Below are 15607 nucleotides of genomic sequence, written 5' to 3'. Positions count from 1 at the left end.
TCCGGGGCAGGGGGCACGCCATGAACACCGCACTGACAGGCTACTGGCTGAAGCAGGCGATGCAGGCCGAGGCCGATCCGGCCACATCAGGCGACGGCGGCCTTGCCGTGACGCCGCTGACCGGCGAGGCGCGGGCCGACATCGCCATCATCGGCGGCGGTTTTACCGGGCTGTGGACGGCGCTGCACATCAAGGCGCTGGAACCGGCGGCCGACATCGCCATCATCGACAAGAGCCTGTGCGGCGGCGGCGCCAGCGGTCGCAATGGCGGCTTCTGCATGACCTGGTCGTCGAAGGCCCTGCCGCTGATCGCCGCCTGCGGCCGGCAGGAAGCGCTGCGCCTGATCCGCGCCTCGGAGGAATCGGTGCGGGCCATCGGCCGCTTCTGCGCCGACCACGCCATTGACGCCCAGTTCCGCCACGACGGCTGGTTGTGGACTGCCAGCAATCCCTCGCAGGTGGACGCCTGGCAGCCGACGCTAGAGGCCCTTGCGGCACTGGGCGCGCCCACCTTCGAAACTCTGACGCCCGCCCAGGTGGCGGCGCGCAGCGGCACGCCGGTCACCACCGCCGGCGTCTACGATCCCCATGTGGCGACGGTGCAACCGGCCCTGCTGGCGCGCGGCATGGCCCGCGTCGCCCGCCAGCAAGGGGTGCGCCTCTATGAACACTCACCGGTGGTCCGTCTGCGGCGCGGCAATCCGGTGGTGATCGACACCGCCGGCCCGGCCGGGGCCGGCCGCCTCACCGCCGGCCGCGCGGTCCTGGCGCTCAATGCCTGGGCGGCGGAGCTGCCGGAGTTCCGCACCACCTTCGTTCCCGTCGGTGTCGACATGATCATCACCGAGCCGGTGCCGGACCTGCTGGCCGGCACGGGCCTGGCCGGCGGCCTGGCGGTCTCCGACGTTCGCGTTTTCGTCAACTTCCTGCGCTCCACGCCGGACGGTCGCATCGCCATGGGCAAGGGCGGCAGCCAGTTCTTCTGGGCCGGCCGCGTCGGTCAGCGGGCCGATGGGGCGGCGCGCGACGGCGCGGCGCTGACCGCCAGCTTTCGCCGCTTCTTCGGGCACAAGGGCCCGATCGCAATCGCCGATACCTGGCACGGTCCGGTCACCCGCACTCTCAATGGCCTGCCGCACTTCGGCCGCCTCGCCGGCCATCCCAACATCGCCTACGGCCACGGTTATTGCGGCAATGGCGTCGGCCCGTCCTGGACCGGCGGCCGTATCCTCGCCTCGCTGGCGCTTGGCCGGCGCGATGAATGGACCGACAGCCCGCTGGTCAACGCCCGCCAGGCCCGCCGCCTGCCGCCGGAGCCGCTGCGCTATGTGGGCTCACGTCTGGTCAGCGCCGCCGCCGGCCGGGTCGAGGCGGCACAGGATCGGGGGCGGCCCGGCCGCCGCCTCGACCGGGCGCTAGCCCGTCTGGCGCCGCCCGGCCTGGCGCCGATCCGCTGATCACCCGCCGACCGGCGCAACCGAACCGGAGCACCACATGAATCTTGGAAACTTTTCGCTCAGCGCCTGGCGGTCAAAGACCTCGCCGCGTCGCGCGCCTTCTATGAAACCCTGGGCTTTACCGCCTTCGCCGGCGATGCGGCGCAGGGCTGGCTCATCATGCGCTCGCCGTCATGCGCCATCGGCCTGTTTCACCGCATGTTGGAAAAGAACACCCTGACCTTCAATCCGGGCTGGGACAGCGCGGGTCGGGCGCTCGACACCTTCACCGATGTGCGCGACATACAGAAGACGCTCAAGGCCGCCGGCATCACCATGCTCAGCGAGGCCGACGAAGACTCAGAAGGCCCCGCCAGTTGCATGGTGCTGGACCCGGACGGCAATCCGGTGCTGATCGATCAGCACGTATGACCGGCGACAGCCGGCTCAGGTGACGCCGGCCCTGGCCCGGGCCAGCCTGTCGGCATTGGGGTTGGCCCGCATCCGCCGGTCGGTGGCCGCCGCCTGCTGGTCCGGCACGTCCGGCCGGCCGTCCAGGGTGGTCTCCAGCATGGTGGTGAAGAAGCCGTGGTGGCCGCGGATCCGGGCGAAGCAGTCCGCATAGTCGGTCCACGGTTGGGGATAGTCCCAGAAGGCGTTCTCCCACACGCGGTCGCCAATCTTCAGGTGGTGATACCGCGCCTCGCCCTTATAGGCGCATACCGTCACCCGGTCGCTTGGCACCAGCAGGTCCATGGCGATATCCGCTTCGGGCACATAATAGCGGTCCTGATAGTCGCTCTCGGTCAGGCGCAGCGCAGCCCGGCTGTCCACCACCACCTGGCCGCCGACGCCGGCCACCAGATGCCGGCCGAGCGGCGTCACCGTGAAGACCGTCCGCGGGTCGCGCACATGGGCCCGCTCGTGGCGCCCGTCAATCACATAGCGGTCCAGCCCGTGGAAGGCGAAGGTGAGACGTCCGGCCAGCTCCGGCCGCGCCGGCACGCCCGTGCCGTCACCGCCGCCGCTACTGCCGACCCCGCCAAAGTCATAGCTCCAGGCGCCGAACGGCACATGCCCGCCATCGGCCGCCGGCACGTGCCAGAAGCGGATGCCGGCACAGTCGGCATAGGGCGCCACCTCGTCCGGCCGCGCCTCCTGCAACAGGTCCATGCGCACATCGGCGAAGGGCACAAAAATGTGGGCGAAATAGTCCCGGTGCAGCAGCAGGACACAGCGCCGCGACTCGGCCACCACCAGCGCGCCGCCGCCGGCCTCGGCCACCACATGGCCCGGATGGTTCGCCATCACCTGCGCTTCGGCCAGCCGCGCCGCCGGCATGGGCACCGCCCGACTGGAGATGGGGTAAGTGGTGGGGGTGGGGAACAGCATCACCGGTCAAAGCTATTGGTGGTCTGTGCTCGAAGATCGACGGTGGTCAGATAACTTCTCTCTTGTCACATGGGGCGACAGTTCAAGTAAGTAATGGCCCGCTTGCCGACCGTGTGCTGTCGCTTCCAATTCATCTAACTCACAAACAACGTATCGAAAGGCCGCAAACTCTCCAACACCGGAGGTTTTATCACTAGAACGAATGGTTTCGTTCGGACCGGACAGCCGCCGGGCCGTCCTTAGACCAAGCTCTGCGTCACACCATGGAAGCGGCACGGTATCAACCATTTTACCTGCTTGCCCTAGGCTAGAACCATCCTTGATGAACCATACCTTTGCCATGCCTCCCTCTCGCTAGATCACGGTGCCGCATGCCGGACTCGAACCAGCGACCCTCGCATTACGAATGCGATGCTCTACCAACTGAGCTAATGCGGCGAACCGTGGCGGGACCATATGGCGGCGGCGTTTCGGGCGCAAGTTTCGGCCGGCCGCCGGCCACGGCCTAGCGTTCGCCGCGCCGGGCCACCCCTTCCACATCCTCACCTGCCCCGTCGCCACCCGCACTGTCCTCGCTGGCGTCGCCCGCGGCGGCGGCGGTGATCGCCGTTCCCGTTGCGGCCAGCCGCCGGCTTGCCACAGACGCACTGCCACCCCCCAGCGCCAGCGGCGCCACCGCCGCATCCAGCCGGCCGGCCCTGGCCGATACCGGCCGCCGCCAGGTGAGGCTGTCGAAAGCGGCGCAACCGCCGCACACCGCCTGCCAGTGGTCATGGCCGCGGCCGCAGTGGCGGCAGAGCCAGGCCGCTTCCGGCGGCGCCACCGCCGCCTGCGCCCGCCACTGTGCCGCCCGTGCCCGCGCCGCCTCCGCCGCTTCGCCTGTCTCCGCGGCCCGCGCCGCGGCTTCCGCCACCGCCGCCTGCAGCAGCGCCTGCAGCCGGTCGGGCCCACCCGTTGCGCCGGTGGCGGCCTGCTGCATCGCCAGCGCCGTTTCGCCGTGACGCCGGGCCACGCCGGTCAGCCCGGCGGCCAGCGCCGCCTCGGCCAGGGCATAGTGTGCGGCCAGCACCGTCTGCGCCTTCGCCTCGCCGGCCGCCGCGTCCGCCACCGTCTCCGGCCGCATGAGCCGGGCCAGCGCCTGCCATGCGCCGAGCCGCCGCGCCGCGTCCCCCTCCTCTCCGTCGCTGCCGACCGGCGCCGCCTCCATGGCCAGCAGCGCCGGAAAGATCTGCCGCGCCACCGCCGCGCCGTCCGCGCCGCGCCACGCCGCCGCCAGCAGGCCGCGGGCCCGTCGCCGGTGGCCCGCTTCCGCCTCCAGCCGGGCCAGACGCAAGCTGGCCACCGCCAGCTCCGGGGCCAGACGGTGTGCCTCGCGGGCCAGCTCCAGCCGGCGGTCCAGCTCGCTGCCAAGCGCCTCCTCACGGTGGCCCAGCTCGTGCAGCACACAGGCCAGCCGCCGTCGCCCCTCCGCGTCATTCCAGGTGCCGGCGGCCATGGCTCGCGCCAGGGTCGCCCGCGCCTCCGGCCACTGACCAAGCCTGGCCTCCGCCTCGAACCGCGCCCGCAGCACCCACGCCGTGCCCGGTGCGGCGTCATCCGCCTCCGTCATCGCCTGCAACGACGCCTGGTCATCGCCGGCCCTGGCCGCCAGACGGGCCAACCCGGCCAGACCCAGCAGTCGCGTTGCCCCGTCGCCGCGCAGCGCCTCGAACTGATGGGCCGCCGCCTCTGTATCACCGGCTGCTTCCGCCGCCTCCGCCGCCAGCAAAGCGGCCAGCGCCGGCCGCTCCAGCAATCGCCCCACCTGACGCGCCGCCTGGCGGGTGGCCGCCACGTCGCCGGCCGCCGCGTGGGTCAGACCGTCCAGCAGCGCCGCCGTGCCGTCCTCCAGCCGATGCAGCCGCCGCCGGTCACGCCAGTGGCCCGGCACCGCGCGCAGCCGTCGCCAGCCGTGAAACAGCACCGCCGCAACCGCGGCGAAACCGGCCATGGCGATGACCAGGCCGGCGAAACTCGTATCAATCAGCCACGGCCCCGCCGCAATCGACACGCGACCGGGATGGTCCGCCACCCATGCCGCGCCGGCCACCACCACCGCCAGCCACAGCAGGGTCCATGCCAGACGCAGCCAGCGGCGCACCATCACGGGGCCTGTTGCTGACCGACGGGGGGCGCGGGCAGGCCGCCGGCCAGCGCCGCCGCGGCAAGTGCCGCCAGGGCCGCACGGTCAAGCCGGTCGGCCGCGGCCAGGGCGTCGGCACGGGCTCCGGCGCGGGCCAGCCAATCGGCCGCCGCGCCGGTCTGCGCACCGCCCGCCGCCCGGTGCAGCCGCTCCACCGCCGTAATCGCCGCCGCCAGGTCACCGTTGCGCAAACCCTCTTCCGCCGCCGCCAGCAGGGCTTCCGGCGGCGCCCCCTCGGCGATGCCGCTGGCATCCGGCGGGCCGTCCTGACGGCGGATACTGACCAGGCCGCGCAGCCTGGCCCACACCCGCGCAAGGACTCCGTCCGCATTGGCACCACGGGCCGCCGCCAGCATATCGCGGGCCATGGCGTTCAGATCGTTCGACAGTTCCGCCGCATCCGGCGCGCCACTGGCCGCCGTGCGCTCCAGCACCGCCAGCGCCGCCAGGCTGTCGCCCATGGCTGTCGGCGGCGCACCGCCGCCAGTGCCCGTCACGCCGGCCGCCCCGGTCACACCGCCTGTGCCGGCCGCGATGTCGCCGCCCGCCGCCATGGCCAGCGCCAGGTCACGCGCCGTCCGCCACGCCTCGTCATAGGGACGCCCGTCACGCACCGCCCGCTCCAGCCGCGCCGTCGCCACGGCAAATGCGGCGCGCAATGCCAGCGGCCCATTGGCCGGCGGCACCCTGTTGTTCTGGGTCTCCGCAAGAGTGGCCAGCCGTTGTCGGGACTCCGCCGTGGCCGCCTCCAGCCTGTCGGCAAGAGCCGTCGTCCGGCCCTCCAGGGCGGCCACCCGTTCGCTCCGCGCCGTGCGCTCGCCCAGCACCGTCAGGCGTTGTTCCATGTCGGCCAGACGCCGGGCCAGTGCGTCGTCCGGCCCGGCGGTGGCGTCCGCCTGCCCGCCTGCCTGTATGGCCGCCACCTGCGCTTCCAGTTGGGCCAGCCGCGCCGCCGTATCGCCGCTTGCCCCTGTTGGATCGCCGGCCGGCGACGCATGCGCCGCCAGATCGGCCACCTGCGATTCCACCACCTCCAGCCGCCCGTCCAGCGCCGCCACACGGCGCGCCAGTTCCACCGCCGCCGGCTCCGCGCCGAGCACATCCGGCAGCGTGCCCGCCAGCCGGTCGCGCAGGAACCAGCCGGTGCCCGCCGCCGCGGCCAGCAGCAGCAAGGTGAAGACGAACAAGCCAAAGCGACCGCGCCGTCGCGGCGCGCCGGCCGGCCGGCCGGCGCTGTCATCTCCGCCCCCGGCGCCGTTCCCGGTGCCGTTTCCGGCATTCTGGTCCGCCTTGTCTTTCGTGTGGCCTGTTCCGGGCTCTGTCATGGGCCTCCCCGTCGGTCCCTGTCGGTGTGTTGATCTGACTGCCTGCGCCAGATCGCCAGATCGGCCAGCAACGAATCCTCCTCCGGCCTTGCCGCAACCTGCACACCCGCCCACACCGGGGCTGCGTCCAGCGCCGCGCGGGCCACGCGCTCCGACAGGCAGAACGCCGTAAGGCGGGCGGGCGCGGCATGGTCCGCCGCCAGTGTAGCAAAGGCGGCCGCCGACCGGCCGGAGAAAAACAGCACCGCCACCGGCCCGTCGCCGGCCAACGCTTCACGCGCCGCCACCGGCAGGACTGTCGCCGTACGCGCGCTATAGACCACCCAGCGCCGCGCGCTGAATCCGCCGCTGGCGAGACCGGCATCGAGGCCGCCGGCCACATCCTCGCCGGCCGCATGCAGCAGCCAGCCTGCCGCGGGCGACAGCCGCGCCGCCACCGCCCGCGCCAGCGCCGCGCCATCGCCGGCCGCCGTCGCCGCTACCGTATATCCCGCCGCCTCTGCCGCCGCCGCCGTGGCCGGACCGACGCACCACACCGGCAGCCCCCGCAGCGACGCCTGTTCAGCCGCCGGCCGCGCCGCCAGACCAACCAGCCCATTGGCGCTGGTCAGCAGCAGCGCCGCCGCCCCGTCCAGCGCCGGCATGGGGTCGCCGCGCGGCCGGATCGTCAGCATCGGCGCCACCACCGGCCGCAACCCCAGCGCCTGCACCCGCCCGGCGAGCGCCGATGCCGCCGGCTCAAGCCGGGTGATGATCACCGCCAGGCTCAAAGCACGTCGCGCAGCAGGTCCGCTCCCGCTGCCTCGCGCAGCATTGCGCCGACTGTCAGGCCAAGCTGTCTGGCCTCTGCCCGCGGACCGCTCGCTTGCGCCCGCGCCAAGCGCTCACTCGCCGGATCGGCCAGAATGGCGCGCAGGTGCAACCGGTCGCCATCGCCCGCCGCCGGCTGTGCATGAACCGCGATGGGTGTGTGGCACGACGCGCCCAGATGCTCCAGCACGGCGCGTTCCGCGGTGATCCGCGCCAGGGTGGCCTGGTGGGTGACCCGGCCGCATAGGCCTGTCATCATCTCGTCGCCGGCGCGACAGACAAGCGCGATCACCCCTTGCCCCACCGCCGGCAGCATCTCATCCGGGGTCATGATCCGCATGGCCGGTGTCAGCAGGCCCAGGCGCTTCAGCCCGGCCGCCGCCAGGATGGTTGCGTCCACCTCGCCGCGGGCCAGCTTGTCCAGGCGGGTTGGCACATTGCCGCGGAAGTTGACCACGGCAATCTGTGGATTGAGCGCCCGCGCCAGGGCGCGGCGACGCGGCGCGCTGGTGCCGAGCCTGGCCCCGACCGGCAGAGCGTCCAGCGACGGCGCCAGCGGCGAGATGAACACGTCACGCGGATCCTCGCCCTCCAGCACACCGGCCAGCGTCACGTCGGAGCCGAACAGGGTCGGCACGTCCTTCAATGAATGCACCGCCAGATCGATGCGGCGGTCGGCCAGCGCCTGATCCAGCTCGCGGGTGAACAATCCCTTGCCGCCATAGTCGGCCAGCGGCCGCACCTTGTCGACGTCGCCGGCCACCTGCAGGGGCACAATCTCCACCGCGTCCTCTGCGGCCAGCGTGGCGTCGGCCCCACCAAGCGCCTGGCGCACCGCATCCGCCTGCCAAAGCGCCAGGCGGCTGCCACGGGTGCCGAGTCGAAGAGGGGCCATGGGGCGTCCCGAAAGTTGCGCTGTCGGGCGGAGTCCGCGTCTTAGCCGATTTGCCGCTTGCGCCGCCAGACGCTCCGGCGGCACCTTACCACTCATGACCCGCCGCCCGACCCTGCCCGCCGTTTCCCGCAACGACGATGCCAGCCTGTGGATCGAGGATCTGTTCCGGCCGCATCTGGCCATCTCCCTGCGCCGCATGTTCGGCGGCACCGGCGTCTTCACCGGCGACGGGCCGGACCGTCGCATGGTGGCGCTCGAGGCCGATGGCGAGCTGTGGTTCAAATGCGACGACCAGACCGCGCCCCAGTGGGAGGCCGCCGGCGCGGAACCCTTCCGCTATGCCAAGGCCGATGGCGTGGCCAGCGTCATGTCCTACCGCCGCCTGCCGGAAGAGGCCCTGGACGATACCGAGGTCTTCGCCCGCTGGGTAAAGCTGGCCGATGCCGCCAGCCGCCGCGCCGCCCGCACGAAAGCGCGGCCGCGGACGAAGGGTAAGACCACGGCAAAGATCCGCCCGCACGCCTGAACATCTGGCCTTTTGCGCGGCCGGACGCTATGTCGGCCCCATGATCGCCCAATCCCAGTCCGCTGCCGGTCGCCACCTCATCCTCGGCATAGAGACCAGTTGCGACGAGACCGCCGCGGCCATCGTCGACATGGCGGCACCGCCGGGCGAGCGCATCCTGGCCAGTCGCATCCTGTCGCAGCACGCGGCCCACCGCCCGCACGGCGGCATCGTGCCGGAGATCGCCGCCCGCGCCCATCTCGACCACACCGACCGGCTGGTGGCTGAGGCCATGGCCGAGGCCGGCGCCACCTTCACCGATCTGGCCGGTGTGGCGGCCACCGCCGGACCCGGTCTGGTCGGCGGCCTGATCGTTGGCCTGATGACCGGCAAGGCGGTGGCGCTGGCCCACGACCTGCCCTTCGCCGCGGTCAATCATCTGGAAGCGCACGGGCTGACCGCGCGCCTCACCGACGATGTGGCCTTTCCCTACCTGCTGCTGCTGGTTTCCGGCGGCCACACCCAGTTCCTGGCGGTAGAGGGCGTCGGCCGCCACCATCAGCTCGGCACCACCCTGGACGATGCCGCCGGCGAGGCCTTCGACAAGGCCGCCGCCCTGCTGAATCTCGGCTGGCCCGGTGGCCCGGCCATCGAACAGGCGGCGCGGCGCGGCAACGCCACCCGCTTTCCCCTGCCGCGGCCACTGGCCGGCCGGCCCGGCGCCGACCTCTCCTTCTCCGGCCTCAAGACGGCCCTGCGCCAGACGGTGGAGGGGCTGGACCCGCTGTCGGCGGCGAGTGTGGCTGACCTGGCCGCCGCCATGCAGGCGGCCATCGTCGGCCATCTGGCGGCGCGGGCGGGTCATGCGGTGGCGCTGTTCCGCGAACGTCATGGCCCGGGCCGCCCGCTGGTGGCGGCCGGCGGCGTCGCCGCCAACAGTGCGCTGGCCGCGGCTCTGGGCCAGGTGGCCGAAACCGGCGGCATGACCATGCTGCGTCTGCCGCCGGCGCTGTGCACCGACAACGCGGCCATGGTGGCGTGGGCCGGCGGCGAGCGTCTGGCCATGGGCCTCTGTGATGGGCTGGACGCGGCGCCCAGACCGCGCTGGCCGCTGGACCACTCGGCGGCCAGCCCGCGGCCACCCCGCCAGACGATCCCCGGCGGCGGCAACACCGCCTGAGCCGCCTCGTCCGTCTGCGCCCGGTCGTCCGGCGCTTGTGTTTGCTGCGGCCTAGGGCTCCTGCACGAAGCCCTGCCACAGCCGGGTCATGTCCTGCACCGCCAGATCGAACAGGTCCTTGCCGTCCTGTGGATTGGCCATGCCCGAATGACTGCCCATGCGGCCATCGGGGAAGGTGGCGCGGAACGCCTCCGGCTCCATGGGCGCGCGGGTCACCGGCGGAATATCCGCCAGGTCGCCGCTCTTGATGTGCTCGGGAAAGGCGTGCTGCATCAGGGCGATCTCCGACGGCGTGGCATGCATGCCCTCCTTGTCGCCATACAGCTTGTCGCGCAGCGCTTTCACCTGGGCCCCGTTGAACCAGTTCTGCAGACTGAGGCGCAGCTCGCCGGGCTTGACCCAGCTGTCCCGGTGGGCGGTAGCCAGGATTTCGGGAAAGGCGGCATTGATGGTGGAAATATTGCCGCCATGACCGTTGAGAAACATAAAACGGCGAAAGCCGTGGCGGGTCAGGCCCAGCACATACTCCTTCATTACCTGGATCAGGGTCGACGGCATCAGGGTCATGGAGCCGGGAAAGGCCATGTGGTGATTGGCCATGCCCACATGGATGGTCGGCGCCACCATGACCCCGGCCGCCTCGCCAACGCCCCTGGCCACCACCTCCGCGCACAGCGCATCGGTGCCCATATGGCCGATGGGGCCGTGCTGCTCGGTCGAGCCGATGGGCATGATGATGCCGTTGTTGGTCTTGAGATAGGTTTCCACCTCCGGCCAGGTGCACATCTGTAAAAGCATGGTTCCTCGCCTGCGCTTCGCTCCGCTGCCGCCATGCTAGGCCCCCGGCCGGGGCGCGGCCACCCCGCCCTTCCTTGTGTCCGATGGCGCGATGCACAATCATGGCGATCCCCGATCCCGCCCCATCAAGAGCCGCGCCATGACCGACGCCCATCCCGACATCTTCCCCGTGCCGCCGGCGATCGCCGCAGGCGCCCATGTGGACGAGGCGGCCTATCACCGGCTCTACAAGGAATCGGTGGAGGATCCCGAAGGCTTCTGGCGCCGCGAGGGACAGCGTCTCGACTGGATGCGGCCCTACACCCGGGTCAAGGACACCAGCTTCTCCGGCGACGTGCATATCCGCTGGTACGAGGACGGTCAGCTCAACGCCTCGGCCAACTGCCTCGACCGTCATCTGGCGGCGCGCGGCGACGCCACCGCCATCATCTGGGAGCCGGACGACCCCAAGGGCGCGGCGCGCCACATCACCTATGCCCAGGCCCATACCGAAGTGTCGAAGCTGGCCAATGTGCTGAAGGCCCAGGGCGTCGCCAAGGGCGACCGCGTCACCATCTACATGCCGATGATTCCCGAAACCGCCTTCGCCATGCTGGCCTGCGCCCGCATCGGCGCGGTCCATTCGGTGGTCTTCGGCGGCTTTTCCGCCGACAGCCTGGCCGGCCGCATCCGCGACTGCGATTCGCGCTTCGTCATCACCGCCGACGAAGGCCGGCGCGGTGGCCGCACCGTGCCGCTGAAGGCCAATACCGACAAGGCCCTGGACTCCTGTCCCGACGTCAGCGGCGTACTGGTGGTGCGCTGTACCGGCGGCGCCACCGGCTGGGTCGCCGGCCGCGACATCTGGTATCACGAGGCCATGGCCGCGGCGTCGGACGACTGCCCGCCGGAGGCGATGGATGCGGAAGACCCGCTCTTCATCCTCTACACCTCCGGCTCCACCGGCAAACCCAAAGGCGTACTGCACACCACCGGCGGCTATCTGGTCTTTGCCGCCATGACCCACCAGATCGTCTTCGACTACAAACCGGGTGAGGTCTATTGGTGCGCCGCCGATGTGGGCTGGGTCACCGGCCACTCCTATATCGTCTATGGTCCGCTGGCCAATGGCGCCACCACTGTCATGTTCGAAGGCGTGCCCAACTGGCCCGACGCCTCGCGCCACTGGCAGGTGGTGGACCGTCACAAGGTGGCCATCTACTACACCGCGCCGACCGTGCTGCGCGCCCTGCTGCGAGAGGGCGACGGACCGGTCAAGTCCACCAGCCGCAAGTCCCTGCGTATCCTCGGCAGCGTCGGCGAGCCGATCAATGCGCCGGCCTGGCTGTGGTATCACCACGTTGTGGGCGAGGGGCGCTGCCCGATCATGGATACCTGGTGGCAGACAGAGACCGGCGGCCACCTCATCACCCCCCTGCCCGGCGCCACACCCCTGAAGCCCGGCTTCGCCGCCTGGCCTTTCTTCGGCGTTCAGCCGGTCCTTATGGATGGCGACGGCAAGCCCATCGCCGGTGAAGGCTCCGGCGTGCTGTGCTTCGCCGATTCCTGGCCCGGCCAGATGCGCACCATCTATGGCGACCACAAGCGCTTCGTCGAAACCTACTTCTCCACCTATCCCGGCACCTACTTCTCCGGCGATGGCTGCCTGCGCGATGGCGACGGCTACTACCGCATCACCGGCCGCGTCGACGACGTGCTCAACGTCTCCGGCCATCGTCTCGGCACGGCGGAGATCGAGACGGCGCTCAACGAGCATGCCCACGTGGCGGAATCCGCTGTCGTCGGCTACCCTCACGACATCAAGGGCACCGGCATCTACGCTTATGTCACGCTCAACCGCGACACCGAGCCGAGCGAGACCATCCGCAAGGAGCTGGTGCGCCATGTGCGCGAAGAGATCGGCCCCATCGCCACGCCGGACCTGATCCAGTTTGCGCCGGCCCTGCCCAAGACCCGGTCCGGCAAGATCATGCGCCGCATCCTGCGCAAGATCGCCGAGAACGACTATGGCAGCCTCGGCGACACCTCCACCCTGGCCGAGCCGCAGGTGGTGGACGATCTGGTGGCCAACCGCATGAACCGGCCGGACTGATCCGCATGCCGGGCCGCGCGAATGGCGGTGCCGAGCGCGGGGGCGAACGCGGAGGCGGACATGATCCCACGCCGCCGCCGGATGCCTTCCCTGCCACCCCGATCGTCTCGACCATCGCCGTCTGTGTAGTGTTGCGCGGCAGCGGCGCGGCCACGCGCACCCTGCTGCTCCACCGCACCGGCCCCTTCCTGAAAGGGGCGTGGACCTATGCGGCCGGCCGGCTGGAGGCCGGTGAAAGCGCCGAAGCGGCGGCACGACGAGAGCTCAGTGAGGAAACCGGCCTCACCCCGCTGTCGTTCTGGAATGGCGATACGCTGGAGACGTTCTATGAGTTGGCCACGCCGCGCCTTCAGATCGCACCGGTGTTCGTCGCCCGCGTCCATGACGACGCGGTGGTGCGCCTCAACTATGAGCATGATGACCATCGCTGGCTTGATCTGGAGCAGGCGCTTGCCACCGTCTCCTTCAACCAGCAGCGGCGCGTACTGACGGAGGTATGGGACTCTTTCGTCCGTCGTACGCCAGCGGACTATCTGAAACTGGACCCCTAGCGCAGGGCTCTAGGGCGCGGCCGACACCAGGCTGTCACACCAGCCGCCGCGCGCGCCGCCGTCATAGGCCCGCGCCAGGCCGGCGGCCATAAGGGCCGTGCCGGCATCGCCGTTCGCCGTCTCCATCCGGGCCACCACCCGGCCGGCGAACTTGCCACTGGCCACACCGTGCAGCAGGACCTGTCCGTCACCGATCAATGCCGTCAGGAAGTCCCGCGCCTGTTCGGCCAGCGCCCGCTCCTGGTCGCACTTGCCGCGCAGCTCCGGCGTGTCCACGCCGTCGAGGCGCACCAGCGAGTCGGCGGTCAGGCCGACCCAGACGCGAGCGCGCACTGCCACCGTGTCGCCATCCACCACGCGCACCACTTCCGCCGCTACCGGCCCGGCGACGGAGTCCGGCAGCGTCGTGCTGCCGGCCATGGCCGGCACCGCCATCGCGACGGCTATAAGAGAAGCGAGGAAGGCGCCAGGAAGGATCCGGGTCGCCGCCGCCCGGCGCAACACCCCGAAGGGCGCGGACCAGGTGGCGGCGCGGGGGGGCCGGCCGACAAGGCGATAGGGAGGCATGGCGGAATATTACACGGTGTAGTTGCAAAAGGCCATACACCGAGCTTGCGGCCACAGACTTGCCAATTCGTTAAGATGCAGGGCGCCAGGGGCGCAAAGGCTTGGGCCTGCTCTTCAGAAGTCCACCGCCCGGCCCTTCACCGTCCAGTCGCCGTAGCGGGTATAATCCTCGGCCACCGGGTCCGCCGGTGATTCAACTTTTGGTTGTGTTTCGTGGTTCTGCGCCGATCCCCCGGCGGCGGCCTCGGCCACCGGGCCGCCGGCGCCGGCCTTTGCCGGCTTCACCGTCTTTTTCGCCATGACCGGTCTCCCGTCTGGTGCGTCACGCGCGCGCCTGTGCCAAACCCCTTATAAGTCCCCCGACCATGACACACTCCGCGCCATGACACACGCCGCGCCATGACACTCCCGCCCACCGTCCTGCGTATCGCCCTGGCCGCCGCCCGGTCTTCCGGCCGCCGCCGGCGATGACCGACGCCGCAGCACCGTCCGGTCTCGCCGCCCGCCGTGCGGCCCTCACTCTTCTGGTCCGTCAGGAGCGCGCCCGTCCGCCGCTCGACCAGATGCTGGAGCGGGCCGAAAGCGACGGCGGCGCTCTTGCCGGCCTGCCACCGGCGGAGCGTGCCTTCGCACGCCGCCTGGTGCTCACCGTGCTGCGCCGCTATGGCGAGATCAACTTCCTGCTGCGGCGCTTCATGGAACGGCCCCTGCCGGGCGAGGCCGCCGAGGTGCGCGCCGCCCTCCGTCTCGGCCTGGCCCAGCTTCTGTTTCTGGAAGTGCCGCCCCATGCGGCAGTGGACACCAGCGTTCGTCTGATCCGCACCGGCCCTGCCGCCGGCCAGCGTTTCGCCGGCCTGGTCAACGCCATACTGCGCCGCGCCGGCCGTGAGGGCGCGTCCCTGCTGACGCCGGCAACCGCCGCTCGCCGCAACACCCCACCCTGGTTATGGCAGAGCTGGGCGGCCCGTTGGGACGAGGCCACCGCCACGTCAATCGCCGCCGCCCATCTGGTGGAACCGCCGCTCGACCTGACGCCGCGTGACGCCGCCGCCACACCGACCCTGGCCACGCAACTCGCTGCCACCATCCTGCCCACCGGCAGCCTGCGCCTGATGCGGCCTGGCGCTATCGGCGCCCTGCCGGGCTATGACACCGGCCAGTGGTGGGTGCAGGACGCCGCCGCCGCCCTGCCGGCCCGCCTGCTGGGCGATGTGGCCGGCCAGCGCATCGCCGACCTCTGCGCCGCGCCCGGCGGCAAGACCCTGCAGCTCGCCGCCGCCGGCGGCCGCGTCACCGCCGTGGACCGCGACCGCGGCCGCCTCGACCGTCTCGCCGCCAATCTGGCGCGCACCGGCCTCGCCGCCCGGCTGGTCACCGCCGACCTCCTCACCACAGACACGGCCGCCTGGGCGCCGCGCCAGGGTTTCGATAGCGTGTTGCTGGACGCGCCATGCACCGCCACCGGCACCCTGCGCCGCCACCCGGACATCGCCGGCCGTCGCAGCGCCGCCGATGTGGCCGAGCGCACCGTTTTGCAGGCAGAGCTTCTGCGCGCCGCCGCGCGCCTGGTGCGGCCCGGCGGGCGGCTGGTCTATACGGTCTGTTCCTTGCAGGCCGAGGAGGGGCCGGACGTCATCAGCGCCTTTCTGCGGGCCGATCGCGCCTTTGCCCGGCGGCCCATCGGGTCGGCCGAGGTGGGCGGCGAAGCGGCGTTCATCTCGCCCCAGGGGGATCTCACCACTCTACCCTGCCACTGGTCGGCACTGGGTGGGCTCGACGGCTTCTATGCGGCGCGCCTGGTTCGCACGGCGGCGTGAGTCGTCGCCGCACCGCCCATCGCTTGCCGCGATTCCGCTGACCTGATACCAAGACTC

The 15607-nt window shown here is 71.3% G+C and carries 15 protein-coding genes and 1 tRNA gene; 7 read left to right on the top strand and 9 right to left on the bottom strand.

The genetic code is table 11. The features are described 5' to 3' along the window. Positions 1 to 20: 20 nt before the first annotated feature. Together RIE31_00610 and RIE31_00605 are read left to right on the top strand one after the other, a co-directional pair. Positions 21 to 1457, top strand: coding sequence for an FAD-dependent oxidoreductase (locus tag RIE31_00610; GenBank protein MEQ8639103.1), 1437 nt, complete (start codon positions 21 to 23; stop codon positions 1455 to 1457). A 159-nt stretch (positions 1458 to 1616) separates the two neighbouring features. After that, positions 1617 to 1868 carry a hypothetical protein gene (locus RIE31_00605; GenBank protein ID MEQ8639102.1) on the top strand — a complete coding sequence of 84 codons (252 nt, stop codon included), beginning with the start codon at positions 1617 to 1619 and terminating at the stop codon, positions 1866 to 1868. Between the two features lie 15 nt (positions 1869 to 1883). Here RIE31_00605 and RIE31_00600 read toward each other — a convergent pair whose 3' ends face one another. The 6 genes from RIE31_00600 to hemC form a co-directional block, all read right to left on the bottom strand. Beyond that, a complete protein-coding gene (locus tag RIE31_00600) occupies positions 1884 to 2828 on the bottom strand; it encodes a DUF427 domain-containing protein (GenBank protein MEQ8639101.1) in 945 nt (314 codons plus the stop codon). Between the two features lie 365 nt (positions 2829 to 3193). Then, positions 3194 to 3266, bottom strand: a tRNA-Thr gene (locus RIE31_00595). Positions 3267 to 3333: 67 nt separating this feature from the next. Further along, complete coding sequence (locus RIE31_00590) at positions 3334 to 4971, bottom strand: heme biosynthesis HemY N-terminal domain-containing protein (GenBank protein ID MEQ8639100.1); 1638 nt, start codon at positions 4969 to 4971, stop codon at positions 3334 to 3336. Continuing rightward, positions 4971 to 6335, bottom strand: a complete 1365-nt coding sequence (locus RIE31_00585) for a hypothetical protein (GenBank protein MEQ8639099.1) — start codon at positions 6333 to 6335, stop codon at positions 4971 to 4973. The genes RIE31_00590 and RIE31_00585 overlap by 1 nt, the downstream gene beginning before the upstream one ends. Continuing rightward, positions 6332 to 7093 carry a uroporphyrinogen-III synthase gene (locus RIE31_00580; protein ID MEQ8639098.1) on the bottom strand — a complete coding sequence of 254 codons (762 nt, stop codon included), beginning with the start codon at positions 7091 to 7093 and terminating at the stop codon, positions 6332 to 6334. The genes RIE31_00585 and RIE31_00580 overlap by 4 nt, the downstream gene beginning before the upstream one ends. An 8-nt stretch (positions 7094 to 7101) precedes the next feature. After that, positions 7102 to 8040 (bottom strand): hydroxymethylbilane synthase, encoded by a 939-nt coding sequence (gene hemC, locus RIE31_00575; GenBank protein ID MEQ8639097.1) that lies wholly within the window; start codon positions 8038 to 8040, stop codon positions 7102 to 7104. Positions 8041 to 8134: 94 nt separating this feature from the next. Here hemC and RIE31_00570 point away from each other — a divergent pair, with 94 nt between their 5' ends. Together RIE31_00570 and tsaD are read left to right on the top strand one after the other, a co-directional pair. Next, the gene (locus tag RIE31_00570; GenBank protein ID MEQ8639096.1) at positions 8135 to 8566 is read left to right on the top strand and encodes a TfoX/Sxy family protein; all 432 of its coding nucleotides are present in this window, start codon (positions 8135 to 8137) and stop codon (positions 8564 to 8566) included. Between the two features lie 40 nt (positions 8567 to 8606). Continuing rightward, on the top strand, positions 8607 to 9725 hold the full coding sequence (tsaD, locus tag RIE31_00565; GenBank protein ID MEQ8639095.1) for a tRNA (adenosine(37)-N6)-threonylcarbamoyltransferase complex transferase subunit TsaD: 1119 nt from the start codon (positions 8607 to 8609) through the stop codon (positions 9723 to 9725). Between the two features lie 51 nt (positions 9726 to 9776). On the opposite strand, the gene RIE31_00560 is transcribed toward tsaD, so the two are convergent. Continuing rightward, on the bottom strand, positions 9777 to 10523 hold the full coding sequence (locus tag RIE31_00560; protein ID MEQ8639094.1) for a creatininase family protein: 747 nt from the start codon (positions 10521 to 10523) through the stop codon (positions 9777 to 9779). 139 nt (positions 10524 to 10662) lie between these two features. On the opposite strand from RIE31_00560, the gene acs reads away from it, so the two are divergent. Together acs and RIE31_00550 are read left to right on the top strand one after the other, a co-directional pair. Further along, positions 10663 to 12615, top strand: a complete 1953-nt coding sequence (gene acs / locus RIE31_00555) for an acetate--CoA ligase (GenBank protein ID MEQ8639093.1) — start codon at positions 10663 to 10665, stop codon at positions 12613 to 12615. 5 nt (positions 12616 to 12620) lie between these two features. Beyond that, a complete protein-coding gene (locus RIE31_00550) occupies positions 12621 to 13166 on the top strand; it encodes an NUDIX domain-containing protein (GenBank protein ID MEQ8639092.1) in 546 nt (181 codons plus the stop codon). Between the two features lie 9 nt (positions 13167 to 13175). Here the strand turns inward: RIE31_00550 and RIE31_00545 are convergent, their stop codons facing one another. Beyond that, positions 13176 to 13733, bottom strand: a complete 558-nt coding sequence (locus tag RIE31_00545; protein ID MEQ8639091.1) for a thermonuclease family protein — start codon at positions 13731 to 13733, stop codon at positions 13176 to 13178. A gap of 114 nt (positions 13734 to 13847) precedes the next feature. Next, the gene (locus tag RIE31_00540; protein MEQ8639090.1) at positions 13848 to 14033 is read right to left on the bottom strand and encodes a DUF1674 domain-containing protein; all 186 of its coding nucleotides are present in this window, start codon (positions 14031 to 14033) and stop codon (positions 13848 to 13850) included. A gap of 167 nt (positions 14034 to 14200) precedes the next feature. Here RIE31_00540 and RIE31_00535 point away from each other — a divergent pair, with 167 nt between their 5' ends. After that, positions 14201 to 15550, top strand: a complete 1350-nt coding sequence (locus tag RIE31_00535; protein ID MEQ8639089.1) for a transcription antitermination factor NusB — start codon at positions 14201 to 14203, stop codon at positions 15548 to 15550. Positions 15551 to 15607: the final 57 nt, after the last annotated feature.

This window comes from Alphaproteobacteria bacterium, assembly GCA_040218575.1.
Taxonomy (GTDB): domain Bacteria; phylum Pseudomonadota; class Alphaproteobacteria; order JAVJRE01; family JAVJRE01; genus JAVJRE01.
Note: the sequence above shows the minus strand (reverse complement) of the source record. Positions and strands in the feature narration are given on the sequence as shown.

Bases quoted from the DNA above. Each gene is read 5' to 3' on its own strand.
- RIE31_00610 (MEQ8639103.1), top strand. From the start codon at position 21: ATGAACACCGCACTGACAGGCTACTGGCTGAAGCAGGCGATGCAGGCC.
- RIE31_00605 (MEQ8639102.1), top strand. From the start codon at position 1,617: ATGCGCTCGCCGTCATGCGCCATCGGCCTGTTTCACCGCATGTTGGAA.
- RIE31_00600 (MEQ8639101.1), bottom strand. From the start codon at position 2,828: ATGCTGTTCCCCACCCCCACCACTTACCCCATCTCCAGTCGGGCGGTG.
- RIE31_00590 (MEQ8639100.1), bottom strand. From the start codon at position 4,971: ATGGTGCGCCGCTGGCTGCGTCTGGCATGGACCCTGCTGTGGCTGGCG.
- RIE31_00585 (MEQ8639099.1), bottom strand. From the start codon at position 6,335: ATGACAGAGCCCGGAACAGGCCACACGAAAGACAAGGCGGACCAGAAT.
- hemC (MEQ8639097.1), bottom strand. From the start codon at position 8,040: ATGGCCCCTCTTCGACTCGGCACCCGTGGCAGCCGCCTGGCGCTTTGG.
- RIE31_00570 (MEQ8639096.1), top strand. From the start codon at position 8,135: ATGACCCGCCGCCCGACCCTGCCCGCCGTTTCCCGCAACGACGATGCC.
- tsaD (MEQ8639095.1), top strand. From the start codon at position 8,607: ATGATCGCCCAATCCCAGTCCGCTGCCGGTCGCCACCTCATCCTCGGC.
- RIE31_00560 (MEQ8639094.1), bottom strand. From the start codon at position 10,523: ATGCTTTTACAGATGTGCACCTGGCCGGAGGTGGAAACCTATCTCAAG.
- acs (MEQ8639093.1), top strand. From the start codon at position 10,663: ATGACCGACGCCCATCCCGACATCTTCCCCGTGCCGCCGGCGATCGCC.
- RIE31_00550 (MEQ8639092.1), top strand. From the start codon at position 12,621: ATGCCGGGCCGCGCGAATGGCGGTGCCGAGCGCGGGGGCGAACGCGGA.
- RIE31_00545 (MEQ8639091.1), bottom strand. From the start codon at position 13,733: ATGCCTCCCTATCGCCTTGTCGGCCGGCCCCCCCGCGCCGCCACCTGG.
- RIE31_00540 (MEQ8639090.1), bottom strand. From the start codon at position 14,033: ATGGCGAAAAAGACGGTGAAGCCGGCAAAGGCCGGCGCCGGCGGCCCG.
- RIE31_00535 (MEQ8639089.1), top strand. From the start codon at position 14,201: ATGACCGACGCCGCAGCACCGTCCGGTCTCGCCGCCCGCCGTGCGGCC.